General features: G+C 55.2%; 14 protein-coding genes. All 14 read right to left on the reverse strand.

What is annotated here, in order from left to right:
- The coding region (locus LO50_RS24745; protein WP_162836515.1) for an Ig-like domain-containing protein at positions 1 to 982 on the reverse strand (982 nt) is incomplete at its 3' end.
- A 49-nt stretch (positions 983 to 1031) separates the two neighbouring features.
- Positions 1032 to 1505 (reverse strand): type IV conjugative transfer system lipoprotein TraV, encoded by a 474-nt coding sequence (gene traV, locus LO50_RS15750; RefSeq protein WP_044315595.1) that lies wholly within the window; start codon positions 1503 to 1505, stop codon positions 1032 to 1034.
- A gap of 10 nt (positions 1506 to 1515) precedes the next feature.
- Positions 1516 to 2829 (reverse strand): TraB/TrbI/VirB10 family type IV secretion system protein, encoded by a 1314-nt coding sequence (locus LO50_RS15755; RefSeq protein WP_044315596.1) that lies wholly within the window; start codon positions 2827 to 2829, stop codon positions 1516 to 1518.
- A gap of 14 nt (positions 2830 to 2843) precedes the next feature.
- Entirely contained in the window at positions 2844 to 3911 is a 1068-nt protein-coding gene (locus tag LO50_RS15760; protein WP_019406468.1) for a TraK domain-containing protein, read from the reverse strand.
- Between the two features lie 136 nt (positions 3912 to 4047).
- The gene (locus LO50_RS15765; protein WP_019406469.1) at positions 4048 to 4533 is read right to left on the reverse strand and encodes an SEL1-like repeat protein; all 486 of its coding nucleotides are present in this window, start codon (positions 4531 to 4533) and stop codon (positions 4048 to 4050) included.
- Positions 4526 to 5161, reverse strand: a complete 636-nt coding sequence (locus LO50_RS15770; RefSeq protein ID WP_019406470.1) for a TraE/TraK family type IV conjugative transfer system protein — start codon at positions 5159 to 5161, stop codon at positions 4526 to 4528. The genes LO50_RS15765 and LO50_RS15770 overlap by 8 nt, the downstream gene beginning before the upstream one ends.
- On the reverse strand, positions 5161 to 5451 hold the full coding sequence (gene traL, locus LO50_RS15775; RefSeq protein ID WP_019406471.1) for a type IV conjugative transfer system protein TraL: 291 nt from the start codon (positions 5449 to 5451) through the stop codon (positions 5161 to 5163). Before traL ends, LO50_RS15770 begins: the two co-directional genes overlap by 1 nt.
- Positions 5448 to 6203, reverse strand: coding sequence for a DsbA family protein (locus tag LO50_RS15780; protein WP_231098854.1), 756 nt, complete (start codon positions 6201 to 6203; stop codon positions 5448 to 5450). The genes traL and LO50_RS15780 overlap by 4 nt, the downstream gene beginning before the upstream one ends.
- A gap of 103 nt (positions 6204 to 6306) precedes the next feature.
- Entirely contained in the window at positions 6307 to 6957 is a 651-nt protein-coding gene (locus tag LO50_RS15785) for an IncC plasmid conjugative DNA transfer DtrJ family protein (protein WP_019406473.1), read from the reverse strand.
- Positions 6950 to 7306, reverse strand: coding sequence for a hypothetical protein (locus tag LO50_RS15790; protein ID WP_152623985.1), 357 nt, complete (start codon positions 7304 to 7306; stop codon positions 6950 to 6952). The genes LO50_RS15785 and LO50_RS15790 overlap by 8 nt, the downstream gene beginning before the upstream one ends.
- A gap of 10 nt (positions 7307 to 7316) precedes the next feature.
- Positions 7317 to 9152: a conjugative transfer system coupling protein TraD gene (traD, locus tag LO50_RS15795; RefSeq protein ID WP_044315598.1), complete on the reverse strand. Its 1836-nt coding sequence runs from the start codon at positions 9150 to 9152 to the stop codon at positions 7317 to 7319.
- A complete protein-coding gene (gene mobH, locus LO50_RS15800) occupies positions 9152 to 11551 on the reverse strand; it encodes a MobH family relaxase (RefSeq protein WP_044315599.1) in 2400 nt (799 codons plus the stop codon). Before mobH ends, traD begins: the two co-directional genes overlap by 1 nt.
- A gap of 114 nt (positions 11552 to 11665) precedes the next feature.
- Complete coding sequence (locus LO50_RS15805; protein WP_044315600.1) at positions 11666 to 12700, reverse strand: lambda-exonuclease family protein; 1035 nt, start codon at positions 12698 to 12700, stop codon at positions 11666 to 11668.
- A 5-nt stretch (positions 12701 to 12705) separates the two neighbouring features.
- Positions 12706 to 13388, reverse strand: a 683-nt coding sequence (locus tag LO50_RS15810) for a hypothetical protein (protein ID WP_236690597.1), incomplete at its 5' end; no start/stop codon positions are given.

Consider the following 13388-nt stretch of genomic DNA (forward strand, 5'->3'; position numbering starts at 1 on the left):
CGGTTACGATGCTCCAAGTATGGCTGTCGCCCTCGAACTGCAGATCGACGTCCGACACTTCTAGTGTATGCGTACCCATGGTGTCTTCATCAAGACTCAAGCTGTGGTCGATCACACTTGGAACATCATTAACTGGCGTTACAGTTACGCTTATTGTAGATATGTTCGAGTATAACCCACCGCTGTCGCGTACACGAAAAGTAAAATATGTATTTCCGTTCCAATCATCTTTGGGCGTAAACGTAGCTTTGCCACCACTAATTGAAACAGTGCCATGATTACTGCTGGGTGGGGTAACCAAATGGTACGTGAGACTGTCTCCATCAGGATCGGAACCTGAAAGATTAGTAGAGAACGTAGTATCCTCAGCCATTAAGATACTACCGTTATGAGAAACTGGCGCGGCATTAGTCACTATTGGATGATCGGTAGAAAGCTCACGTAGATCACCACTCCCAGCTTCAGGACCATAATATATATATCCATTCTTAAACAAGACGTGTCCTCCCGGCATGTAAGACATGGGGGGGACATATATCTGCGACAGCCCACCAATAAGCTCTCCGTTGTGATGGGCTTGTTTAGTGCTATATTTGAAGAAGCTTTTGGTGTCAATATATGTTCTAGTGGGGTCTGAATTTGCAGGTGTGAAGTTGAAGCATATTTCATACTCTTTCATTTCGACGGGATAAATGCCTGTCGTTGTATAAGAGCTTTTTAAACTCCCTCTAGTAAAGGTCTGACCGCCAATCGACCCAGATGCAGGATGACTTGTGTAATAGTTCCCGTTTGATAATAGAATTGGTATTCCTTTATAAAAGTACATTTGGGACGATGTACTTATCATCCCGTCACCGCTTCTATTGCTAGCAATGCTTACATAAGTCGCTTGATTCTTGTTATAAACACATGCCGCCATTATATTGCCGCTGAACAGGGTTAACGCGAAGAGAAATATATAACGTACTACTTTGTTCCACATACCCGCCCCCAAAGCATGAAGGGCAGCTATTAAGCTGCCCGATATATATTCAATTAAGAGGTTTTAATGTGTGCGACTTGATGTTCTGCCTCGACCCGATCTCCCAACGCCTCGGTTCAATCTCCGTATAGATAAAGCCAGGCACATAAAGATCACCGTTTTCATCTTCCCAAGGATCTACTGCAATTCGCATAACAACAGCCTGGGTGCGAATCGGAAGCGGGTTTCGAGCGCGCATAGGGATGGGAGCGTTGTCTGCCCCTTCGGCATATAGGACGCGAGTAGATGGCTCTCCATCTGTCTTATTACTTTTATCAGAGCCTTCTTTCGCCGCTTGCTGCTCTGCCTGCAGCATGGTCTTGTAGTTCTCATTTTCCGTAGCGCTGTAAACGTCCTTTGCAGACATACAAGACACACCCTCTGGCATGCCCTTACAAGCATATTCTGTTGAGCCGATGCTGAGCATGTTCGAGCACCCAGTCACAACGAAAGCTGCAGCATATATTGCGATTAGTTTATACATGTCAATTTCCTTAATTTACGTCTGCAACTTTCAGGGTTGTTGAGTTGAACTTTACAGTCATCCCTTTGTTTACGATGAAATCAACATTTCGCATTGCGTCGATTTCAATAACAGGAAAGATGTTTTCAGCCATTTCGAGGTAATAATCAGCAATACGCTCCAAGGCTGATCCGGCACCACGGGCACCAGCGGCTTGTAGCGCATTCGAATCAAAGGCTTGCTCGTAAACAGGCGCCTGCGTTTCGCCACCGTCCTGGAAACCACGGGTGATGTTGATCGATGGCACCTGGCGTACATCAAACGCTGACGCGGCCCCCTCCATGAGGCCTGCCATCAGGCTGCGCGCGATGAGCTGCCCCTGCTTGCTGACCAGTCGTCCCCGAAGCCCCGTCTTGCCGTCTTCGCCAGTGGCGTAAGCTTCGATAGGGGCCTCAAGCACCGTGCCGTCATTACGCACGCAGGAGATACGCTCGGCTCGCATGTATGCGCGCTCGGAGCTAAGGTCTCCCCAACCTCCTGCAATCAACATGCACTCACGAAAGTCGGCCCGGAAACGGTTGGGCAGAATGGCCTCGCTCTTGATTCGAAGCAGCGATGGGAATGGGTCACGCTGAGCCTGTTTGCCGGTAGGTGCATCCATGCCGGTAACCAGTACGCCAGAAAGGATCGAGCCGGCCGGGATGGTCACCGACAACTCCTTATCCTCCTGATCTTCATCCTTGGCCTTCTCGTTGCGGATGACTCGGATTTTCGGTGCCTCGACCTTCTCACTGCTCCGCGCGCGTGGATCGACTGGCGGTGGAGGCGGGAGATTCGAGTAAACGTCTCCCAGGGCATCAGCTGAGTTTGTCGCCTGTTGCACGAAGTGAGGATTGCGCTCAGGGATCAGCGCCGTCGCGGCTTCTTTCACTGAACCAGCATCGTTACTGCTGCTTTCAGAGTTTTTTTCTACATTGCGGCCAACGCGTCCAATCTCTTGATGTAGCAGCTTGATCTGCTCTTCGAGGCTGGTGACCTTTTCCTGTGTTTCAACCAGCTTGCGATCCTTATCGGAGGCGCCAAGGGTGCGCTGCAGCCGCTGTTGCTCTACCTGCATCTGCCGAAGCTGTGCAGCCATTGCATCGATACCGAGTGCACGCGGATCTTCGTCGGTAAGCACAGCTGCAACTGCTGGCCTCACGGCCTCTCTGGAGCGCGCCTCAGGCGTTGCGAGATTCATCGCGTATCCCACCAGCGTACCGACTACCAACACGGTTCCGCCGATTGCGGTGTACATCTTCGTTTTTGGCGACAAGCCTGCAATCGCGTTGCGAATGGATTCCATGGACTGTGTTCTCCTTAATCCAATAGGCTCGGGCGCACGGAGGTGTCGGCGGTGATAGCCGGGACTCGCGTTACTACAAACACTTCGGTTTTCTGGCCTGGCTCAAGCATTTCATGAGGCCAGCTGCTTACAGCTGCGCGATTCGGGTGCGAGCACGCTCCATGATCGAACTCGACGGTTTGGCCAGAGATGTTTTCCGCTACAGCCACGTAAACCCGAAAGTCGTGGCCCTGGATCAGCTGAGACTTTGAGAAATCAAAGCTCAGTGCAGGCTGAGCACAGGCCGGGATGCTGTCCCCCGACCTGAGTGCGCCGAAACTGTATCCGCGAGGCAGCTTGCCCACGGCCATTTCGCGCATGAGCGAACGCAGGGTGTCCATATAGGGTTGGCTGCGCTCCCACTTGCGAGCGGTTCCGCTGTAGGCAGTCGAGCCCATCGCCGGCATACCCACAGCCCCGCCCTGGATGCTGCGGCCGAAGATGAGGTTTGCCTGGATCGGGGGAATGCTTTGAGGCAAAAGCGTGAGGGAGATGGCGACAGACTCATCATCCTCAGGTGTCACGAACATCGTGACCGGCTGATCATCCTGCGTGGTGACGTAGATGACATTGCCGCTAGTAGAGATTTCGGCCTGGCTTACGGTCTGGATGTTCGGGCTGTCGAAGGGCGTAACCAGCCGATTAATCTGGGAACGACTGATTGGGATCAGCGTGTTGGTGCCTGATGCAACGACAACATCCTGCCGAGTTTCCACCGGCTTGTGCGGGGCCTGCCGCTGCGGCACGACACTGGCTGGAACAGGGGGTAGGTCTTTGGCGCTGTTCTCAACCAGAACAAGACGTTTGGGCGCCTCTGCGGCCTCAGCGGGAGCTGCGGATTGCCCAGGGTTTACTTGGCCCTCATGCTTGTTCTGTTTGGCCTCAGGCGCGGTCTGCGGCTCAACAGGTTGAACGCTGGCAGCCACGGGCATGTTCAGCCCAGGGATCTTGATTTCTTCACTAGCGTGCACCAGCGGCGCGATGGTCATCGCTGCGACGAGCGTGCCCAGTGCGAATGGATTGTTTTGCGGTCGGGTTTTCATCGAAAGGCCTCAGATCACTGATGACCCATTTTCCCGAGTTGAGCGCGCGCTATGGGCTCTAATTCGACAACATTCTGGTAAGCAAAAAAAACCCGGCAGGCGCCGGGTTTCTTGTCACTGGCTTGGCCCCAACGTGCTATTTGAAGCGTTCTGGGTTACGTGCGACGGCTAGTACCGCTTCAGGGTTCCCAGCCTCTGCTGCTTTGGCAATGAAACGCCGGGCCTTCGCCGGATCGGTACGGCCTGTGAGCACTGCGAGCAGCACCAACGCCTCACCGTGACCGGACGATGCCAGGGATTCGAGCGCTTTGCGCCGCTCTGGCACATCTGGAAAATGCCGGGCCATCCAAATGACCGCTTCCGGCCTGCCGGCGTCAGCCATCACGCTCATCCTTTGGCCGATCAGCTCAACCTTTTCTTCTCGTGATTTTTCTTGGAGCCAGTCGGAAAAGGGGCTGTTGGGGGGGAGGATGATGATCATTCCGAAGAAGATCGTTACCGCTACGATTACCGCAATCTGCTGCTTTCTGGGCCACTGAGAAAACGGCTTGCTTTTTTCACGACACAACTCGCACTGACCTTCCATCATCGCTGTCCCCTCTTCCTGACTAATTTCAGCCACGACGACGCTCCTCACGTTCCTTGAGCTTCTGTTCCATCTTGGCCTCACGATCAATCACGTCCTGTGTTCGCGCATCGCCGGTATTTGTGCTTATCCAAGTAATAACTGGCTTGTAGTTTTTGATCTGAAGGTCCACCTCGTAGGTCCGGTTTGATCGCCGCTTTCCACCTGCTGGGCCTTCGCTGACTGAGTTGCCTGTGATGAAGAAGCGGTGCTCATTGACGGTATCGCGCAGCACTTTCTGCGGCTCAAACGAGAGGGTCACCCTGTCCTGACGTATCTGAAATATCTGCTTGTCCAGCACTTCCATCGTGGACTGGTAAATATCAGGGTGGAGGATAGGCCCCAGGGCATCCTTGATAATGGTTGCGTTCTCAGGCGTCACGTTTCCCAGCAGCATGCCTACATACATGGCCCACGCGGTCGTGTACTCACTGCTGCTCTGGGTCTTGCTGACCCACGCCGTCTCAGTCAGCGTCGGAGGTACCACCGTGATGATCTGATCTTTCTTCATGGCAGAGCACGAGCTTGCAATCAGCGCGACAGTCATCGCAAAAAGGATCAGCCGCAGGAATTTGTTTTCTCCACGCATCCCGTCGAATGAGTTTTTCAGATTGGATAGAAGCATCAGATAAAATCTCGCTCGTATGAGTTAGGCATGCTGCGGTTGCGCTTGAAGCCAATGGCTCCCATGTACCAGTAGATTGCATGCAGTAGATAGCCATCGGGTCGGTTGTCACAGTAGCGACGATAGATGCGCGCCAGGACCAGCCCCAGGCCGAGGCAAATGGTGAGCTGTGCGAGCAGGATGCCGGCAACCAGGCCAACGCCGATGGGCAGAACCTCGTCTATACGCCAGAACAGCAGATAGGGCGGCTCGTCGATATGCGCGGGGATCTTGGTAGGTTCGTCACTCACTGTGCAGCTCCTGTTTTGCTGACCTGTTCCATGGCATCGAGGATGCCCTTATGGGATGAGTTGTCCCCCTGCAGAACAATCGAGTTGCCGGTGAGGTTGTCGATCACCATCGTCGAGGGGGTTTGCTTGATATCCAGTCGAATCGCGTGATCCATATCGGCGATGACACGCTCTACTACCTGCGAAGAATCCATGCATTGACTGAAGCGCTGCCGGTCGATGTCCATCTCAGCTGCATAACTGCTCAATGATGCGGCGACTCCCTGCCCATTTCCCCTCGTCGTGTCGAACACTCGCTGCGCAAACTTCCATGCCGTTTCTGAACCACCCTGCTCTCCGGCGCATTCAATCGCCAGCGCCTGCTGCCGGGATGCCTCAGACAAGGCCGGCACATGCATCAACGCAGCGTTGATATGCCCGCCAGATGAGTCGATGAGCGACTTGATAACGGGGAAATGCTGCTTGCAGTAGGGACATTCGGTATCCGTCATCTCGACCAGGGTGAAGCGGGCTTTGGTGTTGCCATAGATCCAGTTATCCGGGGCCGAACCGTCCTGCCCCTGGCTGGGAGCGCTCTTGCTCGTTTCACCGATGAACATGTTTTTCAGCTCGTCCATTTCTTCAAAGGTCAGAGGTTTTTGAGTCGCGACCTCAAGCTCTGAAATCTGATCTTGAAGTGCCCCCACAGTCTCAAAATGCTGGTAAGCGCCTACCGCTAGCGCAGTAGCAAGGCCGGTGGAGATGATGATCAAGGGTATAGATGCGGACATGGATCAGAACCTATCTGGGCGTTGTGCAAAGTGTGAATTGCTCAACGCCCAAATTGGCCTCTAATCTGACACGTTTGTTGTAGGTTTAGATTTGCTTGGGCAGGTTTCTGATCAGGACCGACAGCAGGATTGGCAGAATGATGATCAGCGCTGTGCAAACCACCATTGGAGGCAGTGGTAGCGGCGCCAACAGGCTGAGCGCAAGCATGATGCCGCCCCATCCCATCAGGCTTACCGCGTTGTTATTCCAGAACGGCGATGAGTAATCGAAGCCGTGCCTCTTCGCCTGCCAGCGCATGAACCCGGCGAAAATAGCCGGCACTGCCATTACGGCGAAGAACGGCATCCAGTACGTCATCAGCACCGCCCGATAGAGGATCTGATAGGTGATCTTCTGCAGTGCCACACCTCGTGAATCCAGGTATTCAAACCACCAGCCCACCTTTTCTTCAAAGGAGTCCACGGTAGAGGGGCCGCTGCGCATGAACATCCCGGATATGTGGTACTTGAGTCCCGAGTCGATGACCAGAGCGGTGTAGATGCTGGCCGTGGTTTCATCTATGCGCTTCAGATCGTCCTGAGGCAGCAGCGACACGCTCCACTGCCGTTCTTTCTGCATCACGGTATCGATCATGGGGTTGGGCGCAAAAACCGCAAGCATGAGCACCATGATGAACAGGAAGAAAAGGGACGCTACGAGCCCTTTCGGCCACTTCTCTTCAATAACCTCAGCCATTGATCAGTTGCTCCCGAATCGGATCAGGCACTACTGCAAGCTGACACAGGCTTGAGATCGTGTCGTTGGTCACCGATACCCCTTGCGACTGCAGCTTGGCGAAAAGCTGGTAGAAGAGGTGGTACAGGCGCTCGTAATCGCTGACGCCCAGCTGGCACATGATCTTGTACTCAAACAGCGCCTCGCTGAGCGCGTTTGCCACCGGCTGGCCGGTTACGCCGCTTTTGATGAGCGCCAGGATGAAACGTGTTCCGCAATTCCAGTCAATGTCGAAATTGCGCAGGATAACCATGGTCTTATCGTCGAGCTGCAGGCTGCGCTGAATCTCGATGGTCCGGGTAATGGACATGATCAAGCCCTTACTTCGATTGGAAATTGAGAATTGGCAGACGGCCTTTCCGCACGTCACCGCCCGCGAAAATGGCCAGATATTCGAGGTCAGGCAGATTGCCTAGAAGGGCCGAAGGGAATAGCTCACCCTCTTCCTCCATCAGTCGCTCACCCTGGTTGCCCCCGGTGATGACGCCGCCCTCACCGGCGCTGTTGCCCTGTGTGCGCATGACGTACTTGTAGCGGGTCATGGGCAGTTTCTTGGCGATGAATTCTTGAGTGTCGGTGTCCAGCACCCGCAGGGAAATGATGTTGTTCGCGTTCGCCAGCACCTGCATGGCTTTCGATTCATCACCCATGCGCGCCTTGAAATCCGCAATCGTCTGGGTTGCGATGAACAGGTTGATGCCGGCGCCGCGACCCTTATTGAGCAGCTGGATCAGCTGGTCATTGATCACCTCGGCCGCTTCATCCACGAAGATGTTCACCGGCACCGGAAGCCTGTGGTTGTAGATCTCTCCCGCAGTAGATGCGAGGTCTGCCAAAGCCAGCGAACCAAGAGCAGAGCCCACCATGGGGTCCGACAATGAGTCGAGCCCCATGTAGAGCACCTGCTTACCGTTGATCACGGTATTCATGTCGCTGAAGTCTTGGTACGCATCCGTTCCATCGACAGTATGCGCAGGCGAAAGAAGATCGCTCATCCTGCCGGCCGTGAGCATGACCAGGATCGGCAGCAAACCGGCGATCATCTTGCTGAAGTGAGCCCGCTCGTGTTCGAGCATCGTCAGCAGGCCTTCAAGGTCAGAGTTCGGCGCCTCGTGGATCAGATCCGCGTAGTACAGCTTTCGCAGTACCTTCGCCTTATCCTCTGGATTTTTTACCTTGGCCGTCGAGCAAGCTTGCTCAATAGCAGCATCAAAAATTTTCTCACCGCGGATCTTCCTACCGTAGGCAGTTACGACCCGGATAGTGAGGCCGGGTATATCCCCTTCAAGCGTTCGGCGTAGGCTCAAGAGGCTGGGAAGTTCTCCGATGATCAGCATGGCCTGGATGACGTTGTTGAGCGCCATCATCGCGAACGCCTGGAATGGATCGCCCGACTCCGACGCCATGAGCACCGCAACGCGCGATGCCAGTTCCGTTGCCCGACCATAGTTGCGTGTCAATGACAGGCGTATAGAGTCGTCCGGGAATGCTGGATGAAAGTATTTGAACCGCTCACCTTCATTCATCAACTCACACGTTCGTCGGCAGGTTTCGGCGAGCCCCTTGTCACCCTTCGGGTCTATGACGATTACTGCCTCTCCGCGCAGAATGCACTGCGCGATGGCCAAATCGTAAAGGCGGGTTTTTCCGGCGCCGGTCGTGCCGGTGACCAGCGTATGGATGTCGCGCATGCCGGCAGGTCGCAAACACATCTCTTCTTCGGCCATGCCAAGCCCGTGAATCCACCGGCTGCCCTTCACATTTGGGTCACGCAGACCTTTTTTGCCAAGCACATCAGCCATGTCTCGGGACTGCAGTTCAAACGCATGCTGCCCGTGCTGCTGTCTCCACTGAAACGCTTGGCCGTAATAGAAACTGTCGGGGTTATCCTCAACAATTGCAGCGATGTCACTGACGCTGGTGAACGTAAGCGGAGCACCCAGCAATGACTTCTTAGCCCGGTGGACGCGTATTGCCCTCGGCAGTGCAGATAGGGCGAAGCCCGCCTGAACACCCATCGTGATCAGGTACGGCATCATCGGCATGCCTGTTAGTACCTGGACCCCTGTGCTGGCTAGCATTGACGCTCCCCAGGCACCGACCTCCCTGGCTTCGTAATTCGTGCGCCAGAGGTTTGTGTAATTCCAGTCACCCATCAGCGGTTCACCTTGCTATCCAGCTGGAAGTAGTATTTTTTCTCGCGGCCGACTTTTACGGCTTCGAGGCAGTAAAAAAGGGCTTCTTCTGAAGCTTCGAGATCGGCACCCACGGCTTCGGCTGCTTTGGCCTGTGCTCGGAATGTGATCGACCAGATGTCACGACCTTTTGATGGCTCTGCCACCGCTACCGCCTTGAGTAGATCGGCAAGCTTTTCTGCGTCTTGCCAACGCTCTTTCGGGAGTGTTTCGAGGCACAGTGGGAACCAGTCGGTCTGGGCCAATCGGCAATAGATCAGGGATATCTCCTTGCTGGCGAGAAACCCTTCCGTTCCGCGCAAGGTGCGCGTGATCTGCTCTTCGGAACTGGTGAAGTCGCGCCATAACCACCCTGCCCGGTCGATGGCCGGCAGATCGCCGAGCGTCATGTCCCCGGCCAGGGGAATGAATGCCCGATTGCGAACTTCCTTGATCGCCGTGTCGCCAGCGAATACGCGCAGAAGGCGGCTGCCAACCTCTGGGTTGCGTTGCAGTAAAGCCCGATCCTGATCTGTCAGCAGGCTCTTGAATTTGGGCGGAATATCGAGCGCATCAGTGCTCTGCTCTGGGGTTGCGGTTTCAGCCGGAGCCTTGGGCTTGCCTTCCTTGCCCTTATCGACTCTGGTGGGCTTCTTGGTGATCATGTCGTTGAAGGTGAGTTTCACCTTTTGAACCGGCTCTTCCGGTTCCACCGAGCCAAGGTCTTGCTCGGCCGTGGGATCATCATCATTGACAGGGTATAGAGGCGGCGCCGGATCGGGAGTTGTGCCATTGATTTCGTGCAGCATGGCGGCAAGAGTATTGTCATCGAGCGCATTGTCCTGCTGCTGCTCGGGCGCTTGATCGGCAACATCTTCTTCCGGCTGCTGTGCGCCCTGCTTGAGGAGGCGCGCACGCTCTTCGAGGTCGGGCGGCAGAGATACGCCGGTACGTTCTGGGACGGGTTTCTTGGGGCGATTTTTCCCCCTGGGACTCTCAGTAGCAGCGGCGGTCGGTAGCGGTGCCGCGCCAAAAAGGTCTTCCTGCGTGCCTTTCTTCTCCTGTTCCTTACGCGCGATTGCGTCTTCCTTGGTTAGGTACTCCTTGGCGTCATCATCGCGGCCGATGGTCACTGAAACCGGGGCGATGTTTCCGTCCAGGAACGGGAACACGTTGTCGGGGTTCTTGAATTTGACGCAGCGGATGGATGGCGCCTTACCGTTCTTGAGCAGTGGGTGTGGGGCCACGAACCAGATGGGCGAACCGTCTGCATTTTTCTCAAACAGCTCGTACTCGGACATAGCTGCCAGTAGGGTGTTTTCCGCTCGCGGAAAGCCGCCTACCTTGTCCTTGACTACCTGATGGATGATGTCCTCGGACCCAGTGCTCCAAGCGAGAAATAGCCCCTTGGTGCTCAGCCAAAGCCGCGAGCCGGGTTCGTTGAGCGTCCAGCATCCTTCTTCGACCAACTGGCGCATCGCATCTACGCACAGCCGCTGCACCGGCACGCCGGTGTTGGTATTGGCACCGGCGACTGAACCGCGCTCGCGGTCTGCTTTTACTGAGCGTGAGTCTGCAACCCTCACCGCTTCGGTCAAAGGACCAGGCTGGCCTGCTACCGCGTCCAAGAGGGCCTGCCAGATATCTGCCCCGCCTTCGAGCAGCCACTTTCGCAACTCTACGCTGGTGTAGATTCCGATCAGAGTATTGGTGTGAGTGATGTGCTTGTTCTGACGCCCGCGCTCCCAGTTGATGAAGTATCGAGTCAGGTTGTTCGCGACCGCCCACTCATGAATGGTTTCGGTGCCCATTACCCATTTCTTCGTTCCGTCGAACGACATGACGGTAACGTCCGTCAGAGGCTTGCCGGCGTCATGGAACAGCGCGGCCACGATGCCTGCCACATACCAGCGTCGAAGGCGTTTGCTCGCTTCACCTGGCGTCAATTCGTGGTCGAACTTGGTCAGAACCATCCAGTCCAGCATGAAAGCCGCGCACTCCAGGCCGTGACGCAGAAGCCCCCCCGGTGTGTTGTGATGGTGATTTTCTGAGGCGGGTAGCAGGTGGACCAGCTCGGCATACGCGACGAACATCGGCTTCAGATAGGCCTCATAGTCCTCGGGCGTGAGGCCTACTTGCCCCTTGAGCTTGCGCAAAAGGCGAGACTGGAACTCGTACATGCAGAACTCTCCCGAGATCAGGCCGTAATAGCCTTCCTGGTAGGGAGGGTTTCTGAGGATCGACGGATCGCTCAGCACGCGTCGGATATCGTCCGGGATGTTCTTATAGGCGGGGTGCTCGAAACGCGGGTCGGGCGGCGGGTTGATGAGCCGACTGGGACGGCGTTTGCCCGCGAAGAGCTGCTTGAATAACTTGAACATGAACAGGAATGCTCCGACTTTTCACCCGAGCATCATGTCTGTTTGCGAAAGCGATTTGCGGCCTAAACCTACAAGATTCTGGTCATAAAAAACCCGGCACGAGGCCGGGTTGGGTTAGAAGGTGAACACGCCTGCGGAAAGCAGTGCTTGCGTGTCTACGGGGCCTTTCGCCATGCGCGGTTGCGGCATGACTTCCGGCTTATAGGTGGTTTCGTCGAACTCGGTATCAACCGAGATACGCGTTGCAGTGCGAGAGTCAGTACGGTGGTACTCGACAACATCCGCTGGGATTGCGGCACAGACACTCTCTGCGACCGCCTTCCAGTTGACCCTGCCTTGAACCTCATACTGAATAACACGAACGCCATACGCATCTGCGCGCTTGAAATCGCCCATCAACGCGAGGATCTGGTCATCAATGACCGTTATCTCGTTTTGAAGCTCTTCCAGCGCCTTCTTTGCAGCCAAAGCTGCGTTCTCTTTGTCTCGCCTGACCGCTGCGAGGGTTGACCAACGGTCGTGGTCGATCTTTGCGTGAGGCATCAGGTCGCGTTTCGGGTCCGCCTCGGGAGGCGTAAGCGACTCAACCATATCCCAGAAGCGCCGTTCCGCAGCAATGATCTGCTGCGCAACTGCGTCATTGAGATCAACCACCAGGCAGATAGGCTCGTGCTTGGGCGACCAGCACCACAGGTAGCCCCGTGAAGCCCCGCTAACGATCATTTGGTGCAACAGCTGCCAGCGGTAGAGCCTGTAAGCCTTGCTCTTCTCTCGAAGCGCCAGAACCTCCAGATGATTGTCATCGGAGAGGTTTTTGATCTCCACCGGCTCATTACCTGCCAGAAGCCCGTCGAACGAAGCCCGCATGAACGGGTAATCGCTAGACTCTGCGCAGATCGGGAGCCCCAGCTGACCGTACCGCTCTTCAAACGCCTGAAGCGCAACCGGCTCAAACTTGACGCCCCGCCTTACCTGAGGAATGCAGGCAAGATCGGGGGGTGTATCAAGTCCAACCAGCTCACGCCACAACTGAAGCTTCGTCTTGTCAGGATTCTGATCCATGATGACCGCGCAACTGGTTGCGCTGACACCACCCTTTCTCCACGCGTGCCACTCGGCAGAGCGCTGTTGGACGTCGATTACTTTCATCCTGATTACTCCTGATGAAAGCCAAGCCGTACTCTTTCCTCAGCGCTGATCCTGATTCCGCCTTCACGGATCTGGGAACAAAGCTTGAGGTCGTTGTAGAGCTTTATTTTTGTCAGCCCCGTCACCGTGAAAAAGCCCTTTGAGAAGCTGCTTTCAAGATCGAGGAGATCGACATAGCCAAACCCATCCAAGAGGGTCTTGCGAAGCAAGTCACCCTTGGTGAGCACGTCTGCGATGCGTTGATCCAGAGGCCCTGAGGTATTGAACTTGTACTCAGCACCCATTTCTTCGCCAAGCAGCCCAAGAGCATCACAAAACGCTTGATACCGAGCCTGGACCAGCATCTCGGTACGATTTTTGAAGGCTTCATACTTCTTCGTGAAGTCAGGCCCCTGCTCATCGAGTGATGCTTTCTGCGCTGCAGCAATAGCCGGCAGCGCATAGGCGTGTGGTGTGTTACTGAGGTCCAGATACAGGCTGAGATCCACATGCGGCACTTTATTGCGGATCTCAATCCCTTGCTCTGAGCCGTAGTGGGCTTCCAGTTCGCTATTGGCGGCATGGTAGGCCTTGCAGCCAGCTTCGAAGGTTTTCATCTCATTCTCCTTTCTAGGTACTTCACCACCTGGGTTGAAAATCCCAAGGGCAAATCCAGGAAAGGCAAACCCCCAAAGGGGGGTTGCCCCCC

This window comes from Stutzerimonas stutzeri, assembly GCF_000935215.1.
Classification (GTDB): Bacteria; Pseudomonadota; Gammaproteobacteria; order Pseudomonadales; family Pseudomonadaceae; genus Stutzerimonas.

Excerpts from the sequence above, each read along its gene's own strand:
- traV (WP_044315595.1), bottom strand. The coding sequence starts at position 1,505 with ATGTATAAACTAATCGCAATATATGCTGCAGCTTTCGTTGTGACTGGG.
- LO50_RS15755 (WP_044315596.1), bottom strand. The coding sequence starts at position 2,829 with ATGGAATCCATTCGCAACGCGATTGCAGGCTTGTCGCCAAAAACGAAG.
- LO50_RS15760 (WP_019406468.1), bottom strand. The coding sequence starts at position 3,911 with ATGAAAACCCGACCGCAAAACAATCCATTCGCACTGGGCACGCTCGTC.
- LO50_RS15770 (WP_019406470.1), bottom strand. The coding sequence starts at position 5,161 with ATGCTTCTATCCAATCTGAAAAACTCATTCGACGGGATGCGTGGAGAA.
- LO50_RS15785 (WP_019406473.1), bottom strand. The coding sequence starts at position 6,957 with ATGGCTGAGGTTATTGAAGAGAAGTGGCCGAAAGGGCTCGTAGCGTCC.
- LO50_RS15790 (WP_152623985.1), bottom strand. The coding sequence starts at position 7,306 with ATGTCCATTACCCGGACCATCGAGATTCAGCGCAGCCTGCAGCTCGAC.
- traD (WP_044315598.1), bottom strand. The coding sequence starts at position 9,152 with ATGGGTGACTGGAATTACACAAACCTCTGGCGCACGAATTACGAAGCC.
- mobH (WP_044315599.1), bottom strand. The coding sequence starts at position 11,551 with ATGTTCAAGTTATTCAAGCAGCTCTTCGCGGGCAAACGCCGTCCCAGT.
- LO50_RS15805 (WP_044315600.1), bottom strand. The coding sequence starts at position 12,700 with ATGAAAGTAATCGACGTCCAACAGCGCTCTGCCGAGTGGCACGCGTGG.